The following is a 24,298-nucleotide window of genomic DNA, read 5'->3' on the forward strand; positions in this document are numbered from 1 at the left end:
GGTGGCCTCCCTGTGCGGCTGCGTAGCGCGAGTCGACCCATAAGGATTGCCGAGGCTCAGAGCGTCAACACGCGCAACTGTGGAAAGTCGGCGAAGTTTGCCGGATTGAGCGTGAAGAGGCGGTGGGCATGGTGCTGAGCGTGTGCGCCGATCAGGAAGTCGGGCAAGACCGGGCGGATTCCAGCGGCTCCCCCCGCCCGCCGCCTCGCGTGGTAGTCGGCGTTGGCGCGGCCTGCCTCAGCCCAGGCGTCTTCGCTCATGGTGGCGTCAAGGCGAATGCCGGTGCTCGTAAGAAACGTGTCAATGGCGGCCCGGTTGGTGTGGCGTCGGCCATGCAACTCGGCATAGACGACGCCGCAAATAACCAGTGGACCTTGCTGCGCGTACTGTCCCAGTCGCACCGAGAGGGCTGCGGAATGGGAAGTTTGATCGAGTAGATCGCTGATGACGTTGGTATCTAACGCGGTAATCAGACCCGCTCCTCTTTCCCGTCCGGACCTATCCGGAAGACCTGCGCCCCTGGACCGCTTCGGAGGATATGAAGTTCTTCATCCGTCAGCCCCTCATGGCGAGAGTTGCGGATGAACTCCTCCGTTGTTTCGTCTCCTTGCCGCAAGGCACCAATCCATTTGACGAAGGGGTTCTTTTCCTCGCGGTAAGGGCGCAGATAGATACCCTGCTCATCCATCACGAATTCCACCTCGTCCCCCTGGCCGACCCCCAACCGTTCGCGGACTTCACGCGGCAGAACGATCTGCCCCTTGCTGCTAATGGTCGCTGTCTTGGTTCGCATCCGCCACCTCCGTCTTACAGCTTACAACGAGAAGTAAGAAGCACAGGATTCCCGACCCGAAGGAGAACGCCCCCACCCATCCACCGGGCAGGGGCGCTCCTGTCTTGTTCTGCGGTCTACCGGCTCACTCCGCCACGGCGGGCACCGTCGCCACCGTCGGCAGCTCACCCGCGCGGCCTTCCTTGATGCTCGCCAGCACGCGCTCGCGGATTTCGTTCTCCATTTCGGGGCGCTCGCCGATGTAGGCGATGGCCTTTTCCTTGCCCTGGCCGATGCGCTCCTCGCCGTAGGAGTAGAAGGACCCCGACTTCTTGATGATGTCCATGTCGGCGGCGAGCGTCACGAGGTCACTGAGCTGGTCGAAGCCCTTGCCGTACATCAGGGTCAGCTCGACCTCCTTGAAGGGCGGCGCGACCTTGTTCTTGACGGTCTTGACCTTCACCGTGTTGCCCACGGCGTCGTTGCCGAGCTTGACGGGCTGGCCGATCTTGCGAACGTCCAGACGCACGGAGGAGTAGAACTTCAGCGCCCGCCCGCCCGTGGTCGTCTCCGGGTTGCCGTACATCACGCCGATCTTCTCGCGCACCTGATTGATGAAGATGGCGGCGGTGCCCGTCTTGCTCAGGATGGCGGTGAGCTTGCGGAGGGCCTGCGACATCAGGCGGGCTTGCAGGCCGGGGAGGCTGTCGCCCATCTCGCCCTCGATCTCGGCGCGGGGGGTCAGCGCGGCCACGGAGTCCACGACCACAACATCAATCGCCCCCGACCGCACGAGGAGTTCCATGATCTCCAGCGCCTGCTCGCCGTTGTCGGGTTGCGAGACGAGGAGTTCGTCGGTGTTCACGCCTAGAGCGCGGGCATACACGGGGTCGAGCGCGTGCTCGGCGTCGATGAAGGCGCAGGTGCCGCCCGCCTTCTGCGCCTGCGCGACGATGCTCAGCGCGAGCGTGGTCTTGCCGCCCGACTCGGGGCCGTAAATCTCGGTGACGCGCCCGCGCGGAATGCCGCCCACGCCCAGCGCGAGGTCGAGGCTGAGGCTGCCCGTGCTGACCGTCTGCACGTCGAGCTTGCTCTCGGCCCCCAGCTTCATGATCGAACCCTTGCCGAACGCCTTCTCGATCTGGCTCATCGCCATGTCGATGGCCTTGCTGCGCTCCTTGCTGTCGCTGGGCGTGCCGAACTCTTTGGTGCTTTCCTTGCTCATGGGGTCTCCTCCACGGGTGAGTGGGTAGTGGTGAGTGGTGGGTGGGGGGCTTGTGGCTTGTGGCTCGTGGCTTGTGGAGTGGGTTCGCTGGCGGCTGGGGGCTGGTTGCTGGCCGCTTCCCCCCTCAGCCGGAAGGTGCTCTCGGTCTCGTAGATCGGGCCGGTCTTACGGAGGATGCTGCGGTAGAGCACCGCGTGTCCCGCCTGCCAGCCGAGGTCGAAGAGGAGGGGCGCGACGCGCGGGGCCGGTCCCTTCTTGCGCGCGAGGGTGATGTGGGCGCGGAAGGGCAGGTCGTCCGTCTCCAGCCCGAGGTCGCGCACCCCCGCTCTCAGCGCGGCGGCGAGGGCGTCCAGACCCTCCGCCTCCACCTTCACGAACCACACGCGCGGGCTGCCCTCGTTGGGAAAGTAGCCCGTGCCGCGCAGCCGCACGTCCAGCGGCGGCACGTCCTTTGTCAGCGCCGTGCCGAGCCGTTTGAGGTCGTTCACCCGTTCCGGCGGCACGGCGGGCAGGTACGCGAGGGTGACGTGGAACTGGTCGGCGCGCACGGGACGCCAGTTGCCGCGCAGTTGCTTTTGGGCTTCCGCGAGCGGGGCCGCCACGTCCTGCGGGACCTTCAGGGCGTAGAAGAGGCGGAGGGTGCGGCTCTGGTCCTCGTGCCCGTCCTCCTGCCGGGTCGGTCGCTGGGTACGGGGGGAAGCGGTCGCCTCCTGCACTTCCGGCGCGGACTCGGGGAACTCGGGCGTTTCGGCCTCCACTCGGGGGCGGGGCTTGCTCACCTTCCCCAGCCTGATCTTCGTCGGGGATTTGCTGGTCATGCGCTCCACCCCCCCGGACGCAGCGCGCGGTACGCAAGGGCGAGGGCGGCGACGCTGGCACGTTCCCGAATCTGCGCGGCGTCCCCCGGCCAGTTCAGGCTGCTCACCCGCTCGGTCCCCTCCGCGCTGAGGGCGACATGGGTATGTCCGGCGTGCGGTCCCTGCGTCGCAGTCACGACGGCGAGACCCACGTCGGCACCCAGATGCTCACGGGCACCCGCCGCGAGTTCGCGCGCTCCCGCCTCGCTCACCACACCGGAGGTGTTCAGCGTCACGGGCGTCAGCCCCAGCGTGATCAGGCGGGCGTGGTCCCCCGTCACCGCCGCGTCGAGGAAGCCCGGCTCGTCGGCAAGGAGCAGGGACAGGGCACCGCCGCTCCCCGCCTCGATGACGCCGAGGGTGCGCCCGTTCAGCGCGCGGGTGACGGCCCCGGCGAGCGTGTCGCCGTCCTCCCCCCACGTCCAGCGGGCGAGGTCGCGCCGCACGCGCTCCAGCACGGGGGCGGCGAGGGTCTGCGCGTCGTCGGCAGTGGGCGCACTCGCCGCCACGCGCACGTCCACCCCGGTCCGGCGCGCGTAGGTGGCGACGGAGGGATTGGCCTGCCGCGTCAGGTCGCCCAGCAACTCCGCCACGTTGCCCTCCCCGATGCCCTGCGTGTGGAGGGTGACGGCGGACAGGGCCTGTTCCGGCTGGGGCAGGCGGGGGAGGACCTGATCGCGCCACATCCGCTGCATCTCACGCGGCGGGCCGGGCAGGGCGACGATGATCTTTCCTTCCGTCCGCACGAACCACCCCGGTGCCGTGCCGACCGCGTTGGGCAGGGCCTCGGAACTGGGGATCAGCCACGCCTGCTTGCGGTTGATTTCGGGCATGGTGCGGCCACGGGAGGTAAACAGGCCCTCCAGCCACGCGAGGAGGTCGGGGTCCACCTCGGGCGTCTCGCCCAGCACGGCGGCGATGGCCTCGCGCGTCAGGTCGTCGTCGGTCGGGCCGAGGCCGCCGCCCACCAGCACGAGGTCGGCGCGGGACAGGGCCAGCCGCAGGGCCTCCACCACCCGCCCGAGGTTGTCGCCCAGCACGCTCTTGCGGTGCAGGTTCACCCCGCGCGCCGCGAGTTCCCGCGCCAGGTAAGCGGCGTTGCTGTCGACGATTTCGCCGAACAGCAGCTCCGTCCCCACGCTGATAATTTCTGCTAGCAGCATAACAACCTCGCCAGAGTATAGGTGAAAGCGAAACCGGATACCAGGGGGCAGGGGGAAGGCAAGGCGGGTAGCTTAGAGCATTCGCCGTGTGTGGGGAGGTGCGGGAGCGGTCAGCCGTCAGCGTTCAGGGGTCAGCAAAAGATGGGAAGTTCTACCGCGTCGCCGTCACGCCCGCGCTCCTTCCCTCCGCCCGGTCGCGCACCACTTCCAGAATCGTGCGCTGGAGGTCGTGCATGATCGCCCCGGTGAAAAAGGCGGTGTAGCCGTTGAAGTGGGTGCTCACGCGCTGGGTGCTGCTCAGGTGCAGGAGGGTGAGGCCGGGGGCGACCTCCTCCAGCTCGTAGCGCCCGCTCGTCACGTCGAAGAAGCGCCCGCCGACACGGACGTGGGGGTCCAGCCCGCCGGGGTCGCGCGCCTCGATGCGGAAGGCGAGCCGCCGCCCCTCCTCCCAGTCGGTGATCGTCTCCAGAAAGCTCAGGCCGCCGTCGAAGGTGGCGAGCCGCGCCGCGCCCACGCCGTCCCGGTTCAGCACCGCCTCGCGCGGGCGGGGGAGGCCGATGGAGTGCGCCCACCCGGCGCGAATCTCATGGTCCTCGATGCGGGGAACGCTGCGAATCTGGGTCCAGACGGCCCCCGGCGGGGCGTGGATGAGGATGCTGTCGGCGACCGTGCGGTACTCGCTCGGCAGGGGGCGGGCCTGTTCCAGCGGCCCCAGCAGGAGGGGCAGGCCCAGCGTGAACAGCAGCCCTCCCGTGCGGCCCCGCCGCCACAGCGAGCGCAGTCCCAGTCCCAGCAGCGCGCCGGGCAGCGCCACGACGTACATCGCGGGCGCGGCGAGGAAGGCGCACAGCACGCCCTCGAAGCCCGTGACCGTCGCCACGACGAGGAAGGTGGTGATCGTGGCGAAGGAGATCAGCACGGCCTCGGCGAGAGGGTGGGTCGTCGGAGGGCGCACGCGGGGAAGGGGGGCGTCCCCCCAGGCGTCCGGTGCCTCCTCAATCGGCGCGGCGAGCGTTCGGGACGTGGGTGGCGGGACGAACTGCGCCGACAGCACCGCCAGCGCGAAAGGCACGGCGAACAGGTACGTGGAGACCATCACGCCCACGTCCCCGTTCAGGTGGTGCAGCCACAGGTACACGAGCAGCCCGTACCCCACCCCCGCGACCGCCCCCGTCACCATGCCCCGCCCGTAAGGTCCCATGCCTCACCCTATCCTCACCGACTCCCCGCAAAGGTCCCGGTGGCCTGCCTCACCCCGCCGGGTGGGGGGTGCCGATAGACTGGGAGGGTGAAGAGGTTCGTGGTCGGTGGTCAGTGGTCAGTGGGAGCCGGGGCGAAGGCTCCCGCTCTCGCCTCGCCTTTCCCACTCACCACTCACCACTTCCCACTTCCCAAGCACGGAGCGCGCCCGTGAGCGCCATCTACCAACGCGCCCGCCCCATTCGCTGGGATCAGGTCGTGGGGCAGGAACACGTCAAGGACGTGCTGCGCGCCGCGCTGGAGCAGGGGCGGGTCGGGCACGCCTACCTCTTCTCCGGGCCGCGCGGGGTGGGGAAGACGACGACCGCCCGCCTGATCGCCATGACGGCGAACTGCACCGGGCCGCTGCCCAAGCCCTGCGGCGATTGCGAGTCGTGCCTGAGCGTACGGGCCGGGTCCCACCCCGACGTGTTGGAGATCGACGCGGCGAGCAACAACTCCGTGGACGACGTGCGCGACCTGCGTGAGAAGGTGGGTCTGGCGGCCATGCACGGCGGCAAGAAGATTTACATCCTCGACGAGGCGCACATGATGAGTCGGGCGGCCTTCAACGCGCTCCTCAAGACGCTGGAGGAGCCGCCCGCCCACGTCATCTTCATCCTGGCGACGACCGAGCCGGAGAAGATCATCCCCACCATCCTCTCGCGCTGCCAGCACTACCGCTTCCGCCGCCTGACGCCCGAGGAGATCGCCGGGAAGCTCGCGGACCTTGCCGGGCGCGAGGGGATGCGGGCCGAGCCGGAGGCGCTGCATCTCATCGGGCGGCTGGCCGACGGGGCGATGCGCGACGGCGAGAGCCTGCTGGAGCGGATGCTCGCGGCGGGGTCGGGTATCACGCGCGCCGGGGTGGAGGAGGCGCTGGGCCTGCCGCCGGGCGAGCGGGTGCGGGCGCTGGCCTCCGCCCTCGTGCTGGGGGACGCGGGCGGGGCGATTCAGGGGGCGGCGGCCCTCTACCGCGAGGGCTTCGCGGCGCGCACGGTGGTCGAGGGGCTGGTCTCCGCCCTCGCGGACGCCCTGCACGCCGAACTCGGGCTGGAGGGCGAGCGGCTGGAGGGCGCGGACGTGCCGAGGCTGCTCAAGTTGCAGGCGGCGCTGGACGAGCAGGAGGCGAGATTCGCGCGCTCGGCGGACGGCCTGAGCCTGGAACTCGCCCTGACCCACGCGCTCCTCGCCGCCGATGTGGGCACAGGGACGGGTGTGACGGCGGTTTCGGCCCCCACCAGTTCGGCCAGCGTGCCCGCTGACGTGACGCAACGGCTGGGGCGATTGGAGCGGGAGGTCGCGGCGCTGCGTTCTGCTGGCGTTCAGGCTCCCGCCACCAATGAGGTGCCCACCTTCGATCCGGGGGCACGCCGCGCGCCTGCCCAGCCCGCCACGGACACCCCCGCGCCGACCCGCGCTGCAACCCCACCCCCCGCCGCGCCCGTGCAACAGGGCAACTGGGCCGACGTGGTGCGGCAGGCCACCATGCAACTGCGCGCCTTCCTCAAGCCCGCACGCACCCACGCGGAGGCCGGGTACGTCAGCCTCACCTACGACGAGAAGAGCGCCTTCCACGCCCGGCAGGTGGTGAGCAAGTTCGACGAGGTGGCTGCTCTGGTCCTGAAGGTCTTCGGCCCCGTCACCTTCGAGCTGATCGCGCCGGAGGGCGGGCGCAAGGTCCGGCTGGGGGGGAATGGTGGAGGGGGTGGACCGGACGGGCCGACCACGCCGGGTCCATCGGCCCCACCTCCGCCCGCGCCGACACCGAGGGAGGCCGCGCCCCCCAACCCCCTCCCCGCCTTCGACCCGGCCCCGCGCCCACGTGCTCAGCGTGGACCAGACTTCGCGCCGCTGTCGTCCACGCCCGCTCAACCACAGCCTCAGCCGAGCCGAACGCCTCCCCGTGCGTCGGCGGCCACACTTGACCCGCCCGCCGAGGCCGCGCCCCTCCGTCCCGCCCCGCCCCCCAGCCCGGACGACGTGGCCCCGGCACCTCTGCCGGATACCCCACCCGCACCCTGGGAGGAGGAACACGCCGCCGACCCGCCGCCCGCGCCCGCCGACGCGCAGGCGGGGGACCGGGTGCCGCCGCCCGGCGCGCGGGACGACCTGTACATCGTGGAGGCCGTGACCGAGGAACCCGACTGGGGTGAGATCGGCGGCGCGGTGGAGGGACCACCCCCCAGCCTGGACGCCGCGCGCTTCGCGGGGGTGGTGCCCGAGCGGCCCGCCCCTCCGCCCCGCCCCGCCCCACGCCCGGCCCAGCCCGCCGCGCCCGCGAACGCCCGCCCCGGCGACATCCGCGCCCACCCCATGTACGAGGAGATTCGGGGCCGCTTCTCGGGCCGGGTGCGCGAGATCGGCAAGAACCGCAATCCCCAGCCGACCGCCGCCGCCGAGGGGGACGACGAGGGTGAGGGGGAGGCGACCCCTCCGGCTATCGTTTAACGCTTAACGAAAGCCGGGTGGCAGAGGGTTGTGAGAGGCCCTCGCCTACTGTGGGCCGGTATGAGGTCGGCGACGGCGAACGAGGTGAAGGTGGCCCCGGAGGAGGAGTTCCGGCGTCACGCCCTGCTCAGCCTGCTCGGCTGCGTGGCGGTCGTGTCCGTGCTGTCGCTGGGGGCGTCGTCCTCGTGGTCGTTCACCAACGGGACCTGGGAGGACATCGGCCTGACGTTCCTGACCGTGAAGAGTGTGGTGTTGTTCGGCTGGTTGTGGTGGTGGCCCGCCCACTTCCGGGTCGTCGGCCTCGTGGAACTGCTGACCAAAGGCGTCACGGGAGCCTACAAGTTCGGGGTGACGCTGCTGGACGAACACACCGCGCAGGGCCTGGGGGGGTACACCTTCTGGCTGATCCTGTATTACATCGTCGCCTCGCTCGTCCTGCGGGGGCGTCAGGCGGTGGTGGCCTCGCTCGCCCTGTTTGCCGTGTTGCTCGTGCAGGGCGGGCTGTACTGGTTCGCAGGTGACGTTCCGGCCCACCTCAAGGCGACCTACGGCAACACGCTGGCGCAGATGTACCTGATGCACGCGACCCTGATCGCGTTCCTGGCGCTTCAGGGTCGCCTGCTCGGTCAGCTCGTGCAGGCCGTCCGCAAGGCCGAGGGGGAGGCCCGCTTCGCCCATGTGGACGCCCTGACGGAGTTGCCGAATCGCCGCCAGCTTGAGGTGTGGCTGGCCGAACACCAGTCGCAGGTGGTGGGTGCCCCCCTGAGCGTGATCCTCTTCGACCTCGATCACTTCAAGCGGGTGAACGACACCCACGGCCACGACGCCGGGGACCGCGTGCTGCGCGCCGTGGCCGGGGCCGCCCGCCCGGCCCTGCGCCCCCACGACCGGCTCGGGCGCTGGGGCGGCGAGGAGTTCCTGGTGCTGCTGCCCGGCACCCCCGGCCCCGAGGCCCGCGCGGTCGCCGAATGCCTTCAGGCGGCGCTCTCGGCCTTCCACCACACGGGCGTGGGCCGCGTGACGGTCAGTTGCGGTGTGGCGCAGGCTCTCCCCGGCGAGACGACGGGCGACCTCCTCAAGCGGGCCGACGAGGCGCTGTACGAGGCCAAGCGGAACGGGCGCGCACTCGTGCGGGTGGCGGTGTGACGGGTGGGGGGGTGGCAGAGGGAGGGCAGCGCCGCCCAGGTCCAAACGGGGCGTTTGAAGTGCAGCCCGCCGAACGGGAAAAGATCAGGCCGCGCGTCCCCTGGCGGTCGAATGGTCTACGCGCGGCGGTGTCGGGCCTGGAGGAAGTCCGACATAAACCTCACGCCCCACTGGTTGGCGGGGACATGAAGAGACGGCTTGGCGGTCTCGCCCCCAAAGACCGTGGGCGTCCAACAGCGCGGGTGAACCGCCGCCCTCCCGCCTTCACCCTCCCCACGTTCGCCCGCGTTACCCTGCCCGCACGACCGTGACGACTCCTCCTGCCGTGCGCCCCCTCACCGTGCATCTCGCCGCGCTCCTCGCCCTGACGCTCGTCCCGCTCGCCGTCGCCAGGATGCCTGCCCCGGTGGTGGAGCCTCCCGCCGAACTCGCGCCGAATCCGCTGCCGGAGATCAGCCCCCTGCCCCCCTCCTCCCCGGCCTCCATCAGCGACGTGCGGGGGCTGTGGGTGGACGCCTTCGGGCCGGGGCTGAAGACGGCGGCGCAGGTGCGGCAGACGGTGGAGGAGGCCGCCCGCCTCGGCGTGAACACCCTCTTCGTGCAGGCGATTCGCCGGGGCGACTGCCTGTGCCGACGCTCGGCCCTGCCCGTCGTGACGGACGCGGACCTGGAGCCGGGCTTCGACCCGCTGGCCGAGGTGACGCGCCTCGCGCACGGGCGGGGAATGCGCGTCATCGCGTGGGCGAGCGTGACGGGGGCCTCGAACACGCGCGCCCCGAACACGAACCCGGCGCACGTCTTCCGACGGCACGGGCCGAGCGCGGGCGCGGCGTCGTGGCTCGCCCGCCGCCCGGACGGCACGTGGCGCGAGGGGGTGGACGGCTGGCTCGACCCCGCCCTCCCGGAAGCCGCCGACTTCATGGTGGCGGGGGTGGTGAGCCTCGTGCGGAACTACCCGGTGGACGGCGTGCAGCTCGACCGCATCCGCTACCCCGACGGCGGCGTGTGGGGCTACGACCCCAAAGTTCTGGCCCGCTACCGCGCGGAGACGGGGGCGCGGGGTACGCCCGCCGGAAGTGACCCCCGCTGGCTCGCCTGGAAGCGCGAGCAGGTAACGGCCCTCGTGCGCCGCATCAGCCTGGAGGTCAAGGCCGTGCGCTGGGCGGCCTGGGTGAGCGCGGCCACCATCACCTACCTCGCCCCGCCCGCGCCCGGCGACCTCGCCGCCTTTCGCCAGACGCGCACCTACCGCGACGTGCTTCAGGACTGGCCGACGTGGATGCAAGGCGGCCTGATCGACCTCAACGTGCTGATGAACTACAAGCGCGACGCCATCGGTGCTCAGTCGGCGTGGTTCGACGGCTGGAACGCCTTCGCCGCCAGCGTGCGCGCGGCTCCCGGCGAGGCGCGCGGGGCGGAGGTCGCGGGGGGCAGCGCCCTGTACCTCAACCCGCCCGCCGTCACCGCCGCGCAGGCCCGCCGCACGGTCGCCGCCGGGCTGGGGTGGGTGGGCTACTCGTACCGCACGCCGACCATCGACGTGTACGGCACCCGTCAGACGACCGGGGAGGGCCTCGCCGCCGTGCGCGACGCCTTGACCGGCCCCGGCGGGGCGCTCGCCGCCGTGCCCGCGTGGACCGCGCAGCCACGCACCGTGCGGGGGCTGCTGGGACGGGTGGTGGGCACCGCCGTGCCGGGGGGCCGCGTGGTGGAGGCCCGGCGCGGCGGCGTGGTCGTCGCCCGCACGCTGACCGACGGCGGCGGGCACTACGGCTTCCTGAACCTGCCACCCGGTCCCGTCGAGGTGCACGTCAGCGGGCAGCGCTGGGCCGAACCCGTTCCCGAGGTGGGCGTGATCCGCTACCCCGACCTTCTCGTGCGCGACGTGCAACGGGAGGTGGGCAGCGGACGGTGAGCGGCAGCGCCGCCCCTCCCTGATGTGAACGCTGTGAAGCGCGAGTTCATGAAAACGGGGTGTCCCCACTGGTGAGACGGCGAACACTGGGGCGATCCACGTTCGTCAGAACGAGCCCTGTCATGTGGGTTGGGGAGAGGTCATGTCGAAGCCTTCCGTTGCTCCGTTCGTCGCCCTCACGCTGCCGATGCTGTTGCTGGCGTGCAGTCAGGGGGCGTCCCCCGACCAGACCGACCCCTACGCCGGGGGCCAGTCCTACCCCTGGGAACAGGTGAATCTTGCCACCCAGGCCCTCACGCCCGGCACCAACACCCTCCAGTACGAGACTCCTACATATGCCCGCAACAGTTGGGGTCCCATTGAACGTAACACCAGCAACGGTGAGCAGAAGGCCGGAGACGGCAAACCTCTCACCCTGAATGGCAGGACCTACACGCAGGGCTACGGCGTCCACGCGGGCAGTGAGTTGAAGTTCAGTCTCAAGGGCACGAACGGGGCATCGTGCAACAACTTCACCGCAGAAGTGGGCGTGGACGACGAGGTGGGGTCGCGCGGCTCGGTCGTCTTTCAAGTGTATGGGGACGGTATCAAGCTGTACGACAGTGGCGTGATGACGGGAACGAGTGCGACGAAGCGGGTGAATGTCGGGGTGGTGGGGCGGCAGGAGTTGCGGCTGGTCGTCACGGATGGGGGCAATGGCATCTCTTACGACCATGCCGACTGGGCCGACCCGAAAGTGGAGTGTGCGACTCAGAAGCCGAAGGCAGGCAGTCTGGATACGAGCTGGGCTCCGGTGGTGACTTCGGGACCGCTGGGCACCGTACTGCTGGAACCAGACCTCAATGTGCTGACCGGGGAGATCATCGCGCGGCAGCCCGACGGCAGGCGATTGGTGGTGACGAATCTTCCGGACGGTGGGAAGTTCGAGGTCCGGCGCTACAACCTCGATGGGAGCCTGGATGCCAGCTACGGGCAGGGCGGCAAGGCCACGACCGACTTCGGGGCTGTGCGCGATAGTCCCTATGCCTATGACGAGAGCTATGGTGCCAATGACGCCGTGTTACAGCCGGACGGCAAGTTGATTGTGGTGGGCAAGGGGTTGGGGCCGAGTGGCAGCACCGATCTTGCATTGGCCCGCTACAACCCGAACGGCAGTCTGGACCCGTCCTTCGGCTCAGGCGGGCGGGTGTTCACGGACATCACGCCGTTGGCTGGCAACCCCTACCCTGACCGTCCGCCTGTGGATAGTGCGGAAGCCGCTGTCGAGGTGCAGTTAGGACCGAAGGGCACCATCCTGGTGTATGGCTCCCGCGACCACATCTACAACACCAGAGTGTCTGGCACGTTGGCTCGCTACCAGGCAAACGGCTCGCTGGACACCACCTTTCTGAACGGGGGGTGGGGAGACGTCTCCAACTACGTCTACGGGTTGTCATTCACGATAGAACCCGATGGAGACGTCCTGAACGTTAGAGGAGGACCATACACCTACATCTTCGGGGTGACACTCGACCGCATTCCGGCGGTGGGGCAGTTAGGCGGGGAGTCCGTCCAGTTCTTCATGGGTGCAGAAGGAGACAGCAATCAGGCTGGCGATATCGCCGTTCAAGCAGATGGGAAGATTTTAGTGTCGGGCTACACTATGAGCTATGAGGGGGGAGCCCCTTTCTACACTGCCGTTCTGGTGCGATTGAATCCCGACCTCACGCTCGACACCAGCTTCGGTGAGGGGGGCCGGGTCCGGCTCGTGTCTGAGGTCAATTCCACGGACAGGACGATCCAGCGGGTGCTGATCCAGCCCGACGGCAAGATCGTCGCGGTCGGCGAAACCATCCTGCGCTTCTGGCCGTAGACGCCGCCGCCTGTGGTTACACTCCGTTCATGACCTCCGCCCTCTCCGACGGCATTCCCCCCCACGAGTTCCGGCAGACGCTCGGGCGCTTCGCCAGCGGCGTTACGGTGATCACGGCCACCGAAGGCCAGGAGCGCCGGGGCATGACCGCCAGCGCCTTCGTGTCCGTGAGCCTGACGCCGCCGCTGATCCTCGTGAGCGTGGACCACCGCGCGGGGATGCACGCCCTGCTCTCACGGGAGGAGGTGACGCGCTTCGGCGTGAGCGTGCTGAGCGCGGCGCAACGTCCCCTGAGCGACCACTTCGCCGGACGCCCCGGCCCCGAGGACGCCGTGCCCTGGTTCGACCACGAGGGCCTGCCCCTCATCGGCGGGAGCGTCGCCCAGCTCGTGTGCCGCAAGATGCAGGCCATCCCCGCCGGGGACCACACCCTCTACCTCGGCCTCGTGGAGTACACGCGCTACACGGACGACGACCCGCTGCTGTATTTCCGGGGGCAGTACCACGAGTTGGGGTGAGGGAGGCAGGGCGCGGTGCGCGGGACGCACTGGAAGTTCACCGCCTACCGCGCACCGCCTACCGCGTACCATCTTCCCCGTGCCCCCCTCCCTCCTCCAACTCCTCATCGCGCTCGCGCTGGCGGGCCTGACCTTCCTCGTGTCGTACCCGCTCGCGGTGGGGGAGGGGCGGAGCGTGGACGCGCTCGACGCCTTTCTGCTCGTCTTCGCGCTCGTGAATCTGCGGGTGAGCTGGAGTGCGGCGAACGCGGCGAACGGGGGGCGGGCACCCGCATGGTTCGTCCTCGCGGGGCTGGGAACGGCGGCGCTCATCACGTGGGCGATGGTCCGCGCGCTCGCGCCACGGTAGGGAGTCGCCAGGACGACGGCGGGTGGCTCGCCTCCTTCACAGATGGGTCAGGGAAGGTTGGGGGTGAGGTCGGGCAGCGTTCCGTCCAACCTCTGCGCCGCCCGTTCCAATGCGGCGTAGGCTCCGTTCCGGGTGCGGAGGGTCGCGGGCGGCCCGTCCTCGACCACGCGCCCGCCCGCCAGCACGATCACCCGGTCGGCCCCGCGCGCGAGGCTGAGGCGGTGGGTGACGATGAGGGCGGTGCGCCCGCGCATCAGCTCCCCCAGCGCGGCCACCACCTGCGCCTCGCTCTCGGCGTCCACGGCGCTCGTCGGCTCGTCGAGGAGGAGGACGCTGGGTCGGGCGAGCAGCGTCCGGGCGATGGCGAGGCGCTGCCGCTGGCCGCCGGAGAGCTTGACGCCCCGTTCACCTACGAGAGTTTCCAACCCTTCCGGCAAGGCCCGCACGAAGTCGAGGGCGTGGGCGGCCCGGAGCGCGGCCTCCACCTCGTCGGGCGTGGCGTCCGGGCGGGCGTAGCGCACGTTCTCCAACACCGTGTCGTGGAAGAGGAAGGTGTCCTGCGGCATGGTGACGGCGTGGGTCCGCAGGCTGCCCAGGGTTACGTCGCGCACGTCCACCCCGTCGAGCAGCACGCGCCCGGAGAGGGGGTCGTGCCCGCGCGTGACGAGCGAGAGCAGCGTGCTCTTGCCCGCGCCCGACTCGCCCAGAATCGCCACCCGCTGTCCGGCGGGAATCGTCAGCGTCACGTCGCGCAAGACGGGCCGGGCGGGGTCGTAGCCGAAGGTCACGCCCTCCAGCCGCACCTCGCCGCGCACGGGGTCGGGGAGGGGCCGCGCGCCCTCCCGCTCGGCGACGGTCACGGGCGCGTCCAGCACCTCGAAGATGCGCCGCCCGCTCGCCTCGGCCCGTTGCAGCAGGTCGCCGATGTTCACGAGGTCGTCGATGGGGCCGTAGAAGTAGCGCCCGTAGCCCCGGTAGGCGAGCAGCCCGCCCAGCGTGAACTGGCTGTTGATGATCAGCCACGCGCCGCCCCCCAGCATGATCACGTTGCCGAAGTTGCCCACGAAGCGGGCGAGGGGAAAGGCCCGGTTCCGCAGGGTGATGGCCCGGACGCCCTCGGCGTATAGCTCGCGGCCCAGCGCCTCCACCCGCCGCCCCTCGGCCTCCTCCCGCGCGAAGCCCTGCACGAGCCGCACGCCCGCCAGCCGGTCGCCGATCAGGGCGCTGAGGTCCCCCAGCCGGGTCCGCGCCGCCCGGTAGGCGGGCCGCACCGTGGCCGCGTAGCGCCGCAGCATCAGCCCGACCGCGAGCATGGGCAGCGTCACCAGCACCCCGAGGAGCGGTTGCAGCGCGATGAAGATGCCGACCACGCCGATCAGCCGCAGCGCGTTCGCCAGCACGGCGTCGGTGCCGCGCACGAGCACGTCCTGAATGCCGTCCACGTCCCCCACCACCCGCGCGAGCAGGTCGCCGGTCCGCTGCGACTCGAAGTACGCCGCCGACTGCCCCTGCAATTTCCGGTAGAGCCGCAGCCGCAGGTCGAGCGTCAGTTGCTGCCCCGCCCGCTCCAGCAGCAGGCCACGCCACGCCGAGAGGAGCTGTTGCAGGGCGAAGACCCCCACCAGCAGCGCGAGTTGCCCGCCGATGAAGCCCCAGTCCTTCCTCGGCAACCCCTCGTCCACCACCCGAATCCACACGAGGGGCGGGTACAGTTCCGCCGCCACGCTCCCCACGAGGAGCAGCAGCCCCAGCGCGACCGTGCGGCGGTAGGGGGTGAGCAGGCCGTACAGGCGGCGGGTGACGGTGGGAGAGGCGGCTGGGTCGGTCACGCGGGCAGGGTAACGCGCCCCTCACGGTCGGTTCGGGGGTGGACGCCCTATCCTTCCCCCATGACTGGCCCCGCTCCCACCGACCAGCGCATCCCCGTCGTCGTGATCGGCGGCTTTCTCGGCGCGGGCAAGACCACCCTCGTCAACCACCTCATCCGCTCTCTACCCCACCGCCTCGGCGTCATCGTGAACGAGTTCGGGCAGACAGGCGTGGACGGTGGGCTGATCGAGCGGCTGTCGGACGACGTGACCGAACTCACCGCCGGATGCCTGTGCTGCACGGGCCGCGACGACCTGCTGCGCTCGCTCGTCACCCTCTCGCTGCGCGAGCAGAGGCCGGACGCCGTGCTCGTGGAGTTGAGTGGCGTCGCCGACCCCACCCCGGTCCTCGCCACGCTGCTTGAACGGTCGGTGCGGGCCGCCTTCCGGGTGACCACCCTCGTCGCCGTGGTGGACGCGCGGCACGTCCTCCAAACCTTGCGCGAGCACCCGGAGGCCGCCCGGCAACTCGCCTACGCGAACGTCGTCGTCCTGAACAAGACCGACCTCGCCGACCCGGCCCGGCTGGCCCACGCGGGGGAGGTGCTGCGCGGCATCAATCCCCTCGCCCGCCTCGTGCCCGTGGAGCGCGGGCAGGTGGACGCCGACGCTCTCCTCGCCCGCGACGACTTCGACCCGCGCGTGGTGGAGGACGCCCCGGCGGTCACGCACACGCCCGGCCTGGGGAGCTTCACCCTGCGCGCCGACCGCCCGCTGGACCCGTACCGCTGGCAACGCTTCCTGACGAGTCACATCCTCTCCCGCCCCGCCGAGGTGCTGCGGGTGAAGGGCTTCCTCAGCCTGCACGGCTACCCCCAGCGGGTGCTGTTTCAGGCCGTGCGCGACCTCTTCACCGCCGACGCCTGGGACGAGGCGGACGGGCGCACCGAACTCGTGTTCATCGGACGGGGGCTGGACCGGGCAGAGTACGCGGCGGCGTTCGCGGGCTGCGTGGTGGAGGAGGTGCCCGCCTGAGAGGGCTGCCGTATCCTCCCGCCATGACCCCACCCGAGTCAGCATTGCACCCCGACCTGCACCTGCCCACCCCGGACGACCTCGCCCGCCTGAGTCCCGAGGAGGTCGCCGCCGGGCTGAACGGGCTTCAGGGCACCCTCGGCTCCCGGCTGGGCATCGAACTCCTCACCGCCACCCGCGAGCGCATCACCGCCCGGATGCCCGTGGAGGGCAACCGCCAGCCTGCCGGACGGCTCCACGGCGGCGCAAGCCTCGCCCTGGCCGAAGAACTCGCCAGCGTGGGCACTTGGCTCAATCTGGACGTGCGGCGGCAGATCGGCGTCGGCGTGGACGTGAGCGGGACCCACGTGCGCGGCGTGACAGATGGTTTTGTCACCGCCGAGGCCACGCTCGCCTACCGGGGCCGCTCCGTCATGGTCTGGACGGTGGAGGTGCGCGACGAGCGGGGACGAACGACGACGCTGGCGCGGTGTACCTGCAACGTCATCAATCACGGGGGTTGAGGGCGGGCACAACGAGAGGCGGCGGCCCATGATTCAGCCGCCTCGTGCCCCAATGCCTTGACTGTTAACGCTCCAGCGCCCGCGCGAAACTCCTCCGCGCCCGCGCCTTCATCTCCTCCACGGCGGCCCAGTCGGGGGCGGCGCGGGCGAGAGCCTGAGCGCATACCGTCTCCACGTCGAGGGCGGTGGGGTGGCTCGGTGCCCCCGCGTCCGCGCAGAAGCCCGCCACCTTCGGGTCGTAGGCCACGCCCGCAAAAGGAACCCCGGCGGCGGCGGCGAGGATGACCGCGTGGAGCCGCACCCCAACCACGAAGCCGGAGGAGGCGATGGCATCCAACGCTACCTGCGGGTCACGGGTACTCAGCACCTCGTCCGCGCCGAGGCTGCGGGCCGCGCTGTCGTCGTGGTCGGGCATGAAGCTGAGGGCAGTCACGCGGCGGCCCCGCTCTCGCAGACGGGACGTGACGGCCTTCAGCCCCTCCGTCGCGTCCGTCACGTCCCCGCGCGGGGCGACGATCACGCGGTCAGGGTCGCGGGTGAAATTGGGAGTGGGCTGGAGCAGCAGCGCCGGATCGCCCCCCAGTTCCCCCTCCACCCCGAGCGACCGCAGCGTGTCCAGACTTCCCCGGTCGCGCACGATGACGCGCACGTCCTTCAGGGCAGCGGCCACCCGTCGCCCCCCCGCCTCGCTGAGCGGGCCGATGCTCTGGTTGAAGACGACCACCCGCTTGCCGAGCAGCCGCGCCGCGCGGATCACCCCGAGGTAGTAGGTGAGGTTGCGCGCACTCGTCCGGTCTTGCAGTAGGCCGCCGCCGCCCGAAAGGACAATCTGCGAGCGGGCGAGGGCACCGAGCAGGGCCGCCGGTTTCATCCGCGCTGCGCTCTCGCAGCTGTAGGTGCGAGCCGTCTCCTCCGGCGTGTGGGAGAGCAGTAACGGCGTGACTCCCTGCCCCTTGAGTTCGCGCGTGATGGCGAGGGCAATCGCCTCGTCTCCGGTATTGCCGAAGCCGTAGTAGCCGCTGACGGCGACCCTCATACGGTCTCCCATACAGGGAGGAGAGGAGCAGTGGAATGGACGGAAGACCTTAATAAGTGACCAGATTGACGGCTGGAACCCCTTCTTTTCCCCCTCCCCCTTGAGGGGGGAGGCTGGGAGGGGGTGAGCGGGCAGGGCGTCCCCGAAAAAGAGACGAACAACTCGTTGCGTCCTCCGCCCAGTGCCCCCCCGATCCGCCCCCTCACGCCCGCACCTCCGCCACCGCACGCCGCGAGCCGTAGGTCGTCCACAACTTCAGCCCGAACTTGACGGCCTGAATCGCCACCAGACCCGCAATGAGTCCCACGCCCAGCCCGATGAAGCAGCGGGTGGCGCTGATCAGCAGGGGCGTGTGGAAGTGCGAGAAGGTGTTGAGGATGCTCGCCTGTCCGACCACGCCGCCGAGAATCAGAAGCAGGCTGAAATAGCCCGGCAGCACGCCGCTCAGGCCGACGAGGGCGAGGGGATGCCCGGCGAGTTCCTTGAAGCGGGGGCGGACGATGGAGTCCTGCAACTCCTGCCGGAAGCGGGCCTCGGTGTCGCTCACGCCGACCGCGCTCGTGTTGCCCCGCCGCAGGAAGACGAGGGCGAATACGGCGAGGCCGAGGGCCATCACGGCGATGTCCCCGAGTTTGATGGGCGCGGTGTACAGGTCACGCGCCGTCTTCCGCAGGTCCTGGCGCGGCAGGAAGCTCAGCGCGACGAGGGCCAGCGGGGCCACGAGGGTCAGCCCTACCCCCCGGAAGGGTTCCAGCCCCAGCACGCTCTCGCGGCTCGCCCCCAGCGCCGAGACGAACAGCACCCCGACGAGGGAAAGGCCCGTCGCCACGAACCAGTCCGTCACCCGCGACCGCCGCAGCACCAGCCCCAGCGCCGGAAAGGTGATCGCCGCGATGAGCGCCGTGCCGGGGAAGGGCTGGAGGCCGTTCAGCCCCAGCGCCCCCAGCCCCGCCAGCCCCGCCACGAGCAGCCCCAGACGCGGCAGCGGGAAGCTCAGGCCCAGCAGCACGAGCGCGGCGAGCGGCCCCAGCAGGCTCAGCCACCGCAGCGTGTCGTTCGGCTCGAAGGGGGCGACGGCGGGCGTGCCCACCCGGATGCCCTTGTTGCCCAGCAGCTCCGAGGTGCGCCGCAGGAACGCCTCCGTCTCGTACACCGTGGGGAAGGGCCGCACGTACAGGAGGCGCTGGCTGCGCTCGTTGGCGGCCAGCGCGTACTTGCTCGCCACGTCCTCCGGCCCGAGGCGGTTTTGCCACGACGGGTTCATGGCGAACATCCGCGCCGCGCCGCGCGTCTCGATCAGGGTGTCCAGTTCCCGCTGCGGGTTGCCCTCGATCAGGGCGGGCAGACGGTCCCCGAACCGCGCGCCCACCTTCTCCAGCCGCTCCGGCGTCCGCGCCCCGATCACCTCGTCGCCGGTAAAGGCCACGAAGGGCACGTCCGGCCAGTCGGCGGCGGGTTCGCGCACCGCCTCGTCGTCGTAGGGGCGGTAGACGAGCACCAGGCCCTGCGCCCCCAGGCTGGCGATGAGTTCCCGGTTCGGCCCGGCGGGCAGGAAGGACGGGTCGGTCGGCCAGCTCAGCCACCGCTGCCCCGCAATCGTCACCTCCCGCGTGGGGATGGTGTAGCGCGCGGGCAGCGCCTCGGCGGCCCCCGGCACGAGCGAGCGCATGTACACGAACTGCGGGTTGACCCCCGCCCCCGGATTCTCGAAGGCGAGGTCCGCCCCCGACTTCACGTAAATCTGTCCGCGCTGTTCCAGCGAGCCGATCACGTCCTCGTAAATGGAGACGCCGTTCACCCCGAGGGCCTTGTAGCGGTCGAGGAGCGCCTGCGGCTCCAGCCCCACCCGCCGCGCCTGCTGCACGAGCGCCGGGTAGTCCACCACCACCGCCACCGTCTTCTGCCCCTGCTCGTAGCCCACGCGCTGCCACGCCAGCACGAGCGCCGGAATCAGCGAGAGGAGAATGACGCCAAGGAGCGGCCACGTCAGCGGATGCCGCGTGGGCGGTGGCGCGTCGGGCCGGGCGGAGGACGGCGCGAGCGGCCCGGACGCCGCGCGGGAGAGGGAGGGGCGGGTGGGGTTGGGGTCGGTCACGGGGAATATCCTAGGGGGTAGGAATCAGGGTGGAGGGGTGAGGGCTAAGGCGGTGAGGCCGTTCTCTTCCACCCTAACGCCTCACCCCTTACCCCCAACTCCTCAAATAGTTGTACGAATCCGCGCCGCCAGCATGTCCAGCGCCGGTTCGTTCATGCCGCCGTGGGGGATGATCACGTCGGCGTACTGCTTGGTCGGCTCCACGAAGCTCAGGTGCATGGGGCGCACGAACTCCAGATATTGCGTGATGACGCTCTCCGGCGTGCGCCCGCGCTCCTGGGTGTCGCGCAGGAGGCGACGGATGAAGCGCACGTCGGCGTCGGCGTCCACGAAGACCCGGAGGTGCATCCGGCCCCGCAACTCCTCGTCGTACAGGGCGAAGAAGCCCTCCAGCACGACCACGGGCGCGGGCAGCACGGTCGTCGTCTCGCTGGAGCGCGTGTGCCGCGTGAAGTCGTACTCCGGCATCTCCACGGGCACGCCCGCCAGCAGCGCCGCCAGGTGCTCGCGCAGCAGCCGCCAGTCGAACGCCGCCGGGTGGTCGTAGTTCGTCCCCTCCCGCATCGCCTCGGGCACGTCGGTCTGATCGCGGTAGTAGTTGTCCTGGCTCAGCACGGCGACGCCCCCCGCCCCCACCGTCTCGATCACCCGCCGCGTGACGGTGGTCTTGCCGCTGCCCGAGCCGCCCGCGACGCCGATGACGAAGGGGGAGGTCATGCGCGCCTCCGGCGCGGCCTGTGGCTTGTGGCCCGTGGCTTGTGGAAAAAGAAGGGGGCCTCCTCCACCAGCCACGGGCGACGCGGCACAAGCCTCACGCCCTCCTCCCCGCCCCGGCCCCGCCCGTTCCCAGGCTGCCGATCAGGTCGATGCGGCGCTCGGCCATGCGGCGGGCGACGACGTGGGGCGGTTTGCCCACCTGCTCGGCGACGGCGGAGATGCGGGCGACGGTGGCGTAGACGCGCTCGGCGGCCTGCTCGGGGGTGGAGGAGGTGGCGGCGGCGATCAATCCCGCCGCGTTGATGGCGAAGTCGGGGATGTAGACGATGCCCGCCTCCTTGACCGCCGCCTCGCCCCGGCGGGTGAGGGGGTGGTGTTCGCCGCCCGCGATGAGGCGGCATTGCAACCGGGGCACGTCCGTGCTGCGGATGGAATGCCCGTACCCACACGGCGCGAGGATGTCGCACGGCGCGTCGAGCAACTCCCCCGCCCCCACGACGGTCGTGCCGTCCAACTCGTCGGCCAGCGCCTGGGCACGCTCGGGGTGGCTGTCGGCGAGGGTCAGGCGCGCCCCCTCGCGGTGGAGATGCCCGGCCAGCGCCCGGCCCACGGCTCCCGTCCCCAGCACGGCGACCCGCACGCCGCGCATGCTCTCGCTGCCCAGCGCGTGCCGGGCGGCGGCCTTGATGCCCCGGTAGACGCCGTAGCCGGTGACGCTGCTCGTGTCGGTATTCACGCCCAGCGTGGCGGGCGTCTCCTGGGCCACAAAGGCGATGTCACGCGGCGTCACGCCGATGTCCTCGGTGAGCACGGCGCGCGACTCCAGCGGCTTGACCTGTCGGCCCAGGGCGCGGAACAGCGCCTCGCGGGCGTGCGGATCGTCCACGCCCGAGTCCGGCATCATCAGCACGCACGCGCCGCCGCCGTAGTTCAGGCCTGCCAGCGCCGCCTTGAGGGTCAGGCTCTCGCTGAGGGCCAGCGCGCCCTTCAGGGCCGTCTCCTCGTCCAGGGAGCGCAGCCGCACCCCCGCGATGGCCGGGCCGAGGACGGTGGAGTGGATCGCCAATGCCGCCCGCAGGCCGCTCGGCGCGTGGTGAAGAAGCGTCAGGGCCTCGTGCCCGCGCGACTGCATCTCCTCGAATATCTGCATGGTGGCTCCCGAAATCGCGCGGTCCTTCTGGGCACTGTCCCTTCTGGGCGCTGTGCCCGGCCCGCGCGGCAACGCCCCGAGCCTACCACCGCGCCGGGTTCCTGCCCACATCCGGCGCGTCGCGTGGAGTAAAGGGAGCAGGACGACGAACAGGAGGTCTTGCTTCCTCTCCCCCTTGCGGGAGAGGGCCGGGGAGAGGGGTGGCGAGCATCGCTCGTCCTGCTGCCAGACGTAAAACGCCGTTTAGGGCTTGGAATGCCGTGTTCATCGGCCTCCCTGCTCACGCCGTAGTTGGGCACGGTCATGTCGGATCGTTGAGAGTCACGGCTGGGAGGCTGTGGAGCCAAAATCCAGCGTACAGGGCATTCTTGGAAGCTTTGCTGTCTGGTACGGGAAACTCAGGCCCTAAACGGGGTGTAAAAGATACTTTTCCTCGATCTCCCGCTTATATCGAACGTCCGCTGGAAGGGGTCGGACTGAGGCCGAGTGTGCCCACCCTCACTGCCCAATCCCCTCCTTCTCACCCTCGCCTCTGTCTGCACCACCGCCCTTTCCCACCTGCTTCTGAAAGAAGGCTGTCAGGTCCAACACGGCACCCTGCCTGAAGGTAACAAGGCCCATCCCGCCCCCGTGGGCAATGCGGCTTCCAGACGGGAAGCACGCGAGGGGGCCAAAGGGGGAACGCATGGAACAAATCGCTCCGCTCGCCAAAATTCTGGCAGAGGCAAACGGAATAGACTGGCGCACGCTGCGCGGCAGCGGTGAGGGCGGCCTCATCGTGGAGGGCGACGTGCTGGGCCACCTCGCGCGCATCATGAGCGGCGACGAGGAACCGCCGCCCACGCCCGTGGACGCCCCACCGCCCGACTGGACCGGCGAGGACCTCTCGGCCAGCCTGGGCCTCGGCCTGACCGCCCCCGGCCTGCCCACCGCCGATCAACTGCGGGGCGCGGGCGTGGACTCCGACATCACCGCCTTCGTCGCGCAGGCCCAGAGCGCCCCGGCCCCCGCCGTCGCCCCCGCCCTCGCCGACGACGCCCTCGACTTCGAGCTGGACGACGACCAGGCGATTCTCGCGCCGCCCGCGCCCACCCCGGTCGCCGCTTCCGCCTGGAGTGCCCCCGCGCCCGCCGAGCCGACGCTGCCCCCGGTGCCCGCCTTCACGGTGCCCGAACCCGTGCGCCCCGAACCCGTCCCGGTGATTCCCACCCCGGCAGCCGCGCCCGCCCCGGCGAGCAGCGGGATGTCGCTGGGCCTGGGCAGCCTGCTCTCCAGCCTGTACAAGCCCGCCGCCCCGACCCCGCAGCAAATCTCTCACCCCCAAATCTCTCAGCCCCAAATCTCTCAGCCCCAGACCTCGCAGCCCGAGGCCGCGCCGACTCAGTTTTTCCAGCCCCAGCCGCAGCCCGTCCAGCCCGCCCCGGCCCCGGTTCTCCCCGAGCTTCCGGCCTTCCCGACGCCCGCTGCTCAGGCACCCGTCGCCCAAATCCCCGTCGTGACGGAACCCACGCCCGTCTTCCAACTGCCGGAGACGCCCGCCGCGCCGCCCGCGCCCGCCCCGCTCCCCAGCCTGGACTTCCCGCTCCCCGTGATGGAGACGCCCGCCCCCGTGGAGGTCACGCCCGCGCTCGACGTGGCCGAGGTGGAGCCGGAGGTGGAGGTCGCCTTCCCCACAGAAGCCGCCGGGGCCGTGATGGAGGAAGCCCAGCCCGCCGCCGTGTTCGAGGCCGCCCCCGAGGTCGCCGAGCCGCAGCCGGAAGTGCCCGTGTTCGAAGTGCCCGTGTTCGAAGTGGAAGTAGAAGTGCCCGAAATGGAAGTGGAGGAGACGGTGGAAGCGGTGGCCGAACTGCCCGCCCCCGCTCAATCTCAGTCCTTCGGCGTCTACCTGCGCCGCGACGTGAACGCCCGGCCCATCACCGACCTGAGCCGCCAGCTCGCCAGCGCCCTGGGCCGTGAGGTTCCCCTCGCCCTCCTCGTCGCCCGCGCCGCCTCCCGTCACGCGGAGAGCCTGGGCCTCGGCACCGTCGCCCTGCACGACGCGGAGACGGCTCACCCCCGCCCGGTGGTCGCGGGTGCCCTGCGTGACGCTCTGGACGCCCTGAACCACCCCCAGGACCTCACCCCCGACCTCCTCGTGACCGACGCGGGCCACCTCGACCTCGACGACCTGCACTTCGGCCACACCGTTACCCTCAGCCTGGGCCGCGTTGCGGGGGACCGCGCCGCCCTCACCCTCTGCGGCGACCTCGACCCCACCCACGCCGCGCGCTTCCTGGCCGACGTGGCGCGGGAGCTGGAGGAGCCGATCATCCTGGTGGTGTAAAGCTCTCAGCCGTCAGCGGTCAGCTTTCAGCTCCCTGTGACTGACGGCTGACTGCTGACTGCTGATAGCTCTCTGGACATCCGCCCCTCCACCCTCCCCGACCGGGTTAGACTCAAGTACGGTGCTGCGCGCCGTGCTTTTTTT

At 70.6% G+C, this 24,298-nt stretch carries 20 protein-coding genes; 9 read left to right on the top strand and 11 right to left on the bottom strand.

Annotated features, from left to right (window positions below):
• Positions 1 to 56: 56 nt before the first annotated feature.
• The 6 genes from V3W47_RS11955 to V3W47_RS11980 all read right to left on the bottom strand — a co-directional run bounded on the left by V3W47_RS11955 (position 57) and on the right by V3W47_RS11980 (position 5,218).
• Positions 57 to 473, bottom strand: a complete 417-nt coding sequence (locus V3W47_RS11955) for a type II toxin-antitoxin system VapC family toxin (protein WP_331825503.1) — start codon at positions 471 to 473, stop codon at positions 57 to 59.
• Entirely contained in the window at positions 470 to 793 is a 324-nt protein-coding gene (locus V3W47_RS11960) for an AbrB/MazE/SpoVT family DNA-binding domain-containing protein (RefSeq protein ID WP_331825442.1), read from the bottom strand. The genes V3W47_RS11955 and V3W47_RS11960 overlap by 4 nt, the downstream gene beginning before the upstream one ends.
• Before the next feature lie 124 nt (positions 794 to 917).
• Positions 918 to 1,997 carry a recombinase RecA gene (recA, locus tag V3W47_RS11965; RefSeq protein ID WP_331825443.1) on the bottom strand — a complete coding sequence of 360 codons (1,080 nt, stop codon included), beginning with the start codon at positions 1,995 to 1,997 and terminating at the stop codon, positions 918 to 920.
• On the bottom strand, positions 1,994 to 2,815 hold the full coding sequence (gene thpR / locus V3W47_RS11970) for an RNA 2',3'-cyclic phosphodiesterase (RefSeq protein ID WP_331825444.1): 822 nt from the start codon (positions 2,813 to 2,815) through the stop codon (positions 1,994 to 1,996). Before thpR ends, recA begins: the two co-directional genes overlap by 4 nt.
• Entirely contained in the window at positions 2,812 to 4,017 is a 1,206-nt protein-coding gene (locus V3W47_RS11975; protein WP_331825445.1) for a CinA family nicotinamide mononucleotide deamidase-related protein, read from the bottom strand. Before V3W47_RS11975 ends, thpR begins: the two co-directional genes overlap by 4 nt.
• A gap of 151 nt (positions 4,018 to 4,168) precedes the next feature.
• Positions 4,169 to 5,218, bottom strand: coding sequence for an SRPBCC family protein (locus tag V3W47_RS11980; protein WP_331825446.1), 1,050 nt, complete (start codon positions 5,216 to 5,218; stop codon positions 4,169 to 4,171).
• 209 nt (positions 5,219 to 5,427) lie between these two features.
• Between V3W47_RS11980 and dnaX the strand changes: the two genes are divergently transcribed.
• The 6 genes from dnaX (at position 5,428) to V3W47_RS12010 (ending at position 13,487) form a co-directional block, all read left to right on the top strand.
• Positions 5,428 to 7,707, top strand: coding sequence for a DNA polymerase III subunit gamma/tau (dnaX, locus tag V3W47_RS11985; protein ID WP_331825447.1), 2,280 nt, complete (start codon positions 5,428 to 5,430; stop codon positions 7,705 to 7,707).
• 60 nt (positions 7,708 to 7,767) lie between these two features.
• Entirely contained in the window at positions 7,768 to 8,853 is a 1,086-nt protein-coding gene (locus V3W47_RS11990; protein ID WP_331825448.1) for a GGDEF domain-containing protein, read from the top strand.
• Positions 8,854 to 9,247: 394 nt separating this feature from the next.
• Positions 9,248 to 10,768, top strand: a complete 1,521-nt coding sequence (locus tag V3W47_RS11995) for a family 10 glycosylhydrolase (protein ID WP_331825504.1) — start codon at positions 9,248 to 9,250, stop codon at positions 10,766 to 10,768.
• A 142-nt stretch (positions 10,769 to 10,910) separates the two neighbouring features.
• A complete protein-coding gene (locus tag V3W47_RS12000) occupies positions 10,911 to 12,620 on the top strand; it encodes an NPCBM/NEW2 domain-containing protein (protein ID WP_331825449.1) in 1,710 nt (569 codons plus the stop codon).
• Between the two features lie 29 nt (positions 12,621 to 12,649).
• Positions 12,650 to 13,138, top strand: coding sequence for a flavin reductase family protein (locus tag V3W47_RS12005; RefSeq protein WP_331825450.1), 489 nt, complete (start codon positions 12,650 to 12,652; stop codon positions 13,136 to 13,138).
• Positions 13,139 to 13,217: 79 nt separating this feature from the next.
• Positions 13,218 to 13,487, top strand: coding sequence for a hypothetical protein (locus tag V3W47_RS12010; protein WP_331825451.1), 270 nt, complete (start codon positions 13,218 to 13,220; stop codon positions 13,485 to 13,487).
• Positions 13,488 to 13,534: 47 nt separating this feature from the next.
• On the opposite strand, the gene V3W47_RS12015 is transcribed toward V3W47_RS12010, so the two are convergent.
• Positions 13,535 to 15,316 carry an ABC transporter ATP-binding protein gene (locus tag V3W47_RS12015; protein WP_331825452.1) on the bottom strand — a complete coding sequence of 594 codons (1,782 nt, stop codon included), beginning with the start codon at positions 15,314 to 15,316 and terminating at the stop codon, positions 13,535 to 13,537.
• A gap of 60 nt (positions 15,317 to 15,376) precedes the next feature.
• On the opposite strand from V3W47_RS12015, the gene V3W47_RS12020 reads away from it, so the two are divergent.
• Both V3W47_RS12020 and V3W47_RS12025 read left to right on the top strand, forming a co-directional pair.
• A complete protein-coding gene (locus V3W47_RS12020; RefSeq protein WP_331825453.1) occupies positions 15,377 to 16,330 on the top strand; it encodes a CobW family GTP-binding protein in 954 nt (317 codons plus the stop codon).
• 23 nt (positions 16,331 to 16,353) lie between these two features.
• Positions 16,354 to 16,833 (top strand): PaaI family thioesterase, encoded by a 480-nt coding sequence (locus V3W47_RS12025; protein WP_331825454.1) that lies wholly within the window; start codon positions 16,354 to 16,356, stop codon positions 16,831 to 16,833.
• 64 nt (positions 16,834 to 16,897) lie between these two features.
• Here V3W47_RS12025 and csaB read toward each other — a convergent pair whose 3' ends face one another.
• From csaB to V3W47_RS12045, 4 genes are all read right to left on the bottom strand, one after another.
• The gene (gene csaB, locus V3W47_RS12030; RefSeq protein ID WP_331825455.1) at positions 16,898 to 17,869 is read right to left on the bottom strand and encodes a polysaccharide pyruvyl transferase CsaB; all 972 of its coding nucleotides are present in this window, start codon (positions 17,867 to 17,869) and stop codon (positions 16,898 to 16,900) included.
• A 202-nt stretch (positions 17,870 to 18,071) separates the two neighbouring features.
• Positions 18,072 to 19,964 carry a DUF5693 family protein gene (locus V3W47_RS12035; RefSeq protein ID WP_331825456.1) on the bottom strand — a complete coding sequence of 631 codons (1,893 nt, stop codon included), beginning with the start codon at positions 19,962 to 19,964 and terminating at the stop codon, positions 18,072 to 18,074.
• 102 nt (positions 19,965 to 20,066) lie between these two features.
• Positions 20,067 to 20,681 (bottom strand): uridine kinase, encoded by a 615-nt coding sequence (udk, locus tag V3W47_RS12040; protein ID WP_331825457.1) that lies wholly within the window; start codon positions 20,679 to 20,681, stop codon positions 20,067 to 20,069.
• Between the two features lie 94 nt (positions 20,682 to 20,775).
• Positions 20,776 to 21,831, bottom strand: coding sequence for a Glu/Leu/Phe/Val dehydrogenase family protein (locus V3W47_RS12045; protein ID WP_331825458.1), 1,056 nt, complete (start codon positions 21,829 to 21,831; stop codon positions 20,776 to 20,778).
• A gap of 685 nt (positions 21,832 to 22,516) precedes the next feature.
• On the opposite strand from V3W47_RS12045, the gene V3W47_RS12050 reads away from it, so the two are divergent.
• Complete coding sequence (locus tag V3W47_RS12050; protein WP_331825459.1) at positions 22,517 to 24,154, top strand: E3 binding domain-containing protein; 1,638 nt, start codon at positions 22,517 to 22,519, stop codon at positions 24,152 to 24,154.
• Positions 24,155 to 24,298 lie beyond the last annotated feature (144 nt).

The organism is Deinococcus sp. YIM 134068 (assembly GCF_036543075.1).
Classification (GTDB): Bacteria; Deinococcota; Deinococci; order Deinococcales; family Deinococcaceae; genus Deinococcus; species Deinococcus lichenicola.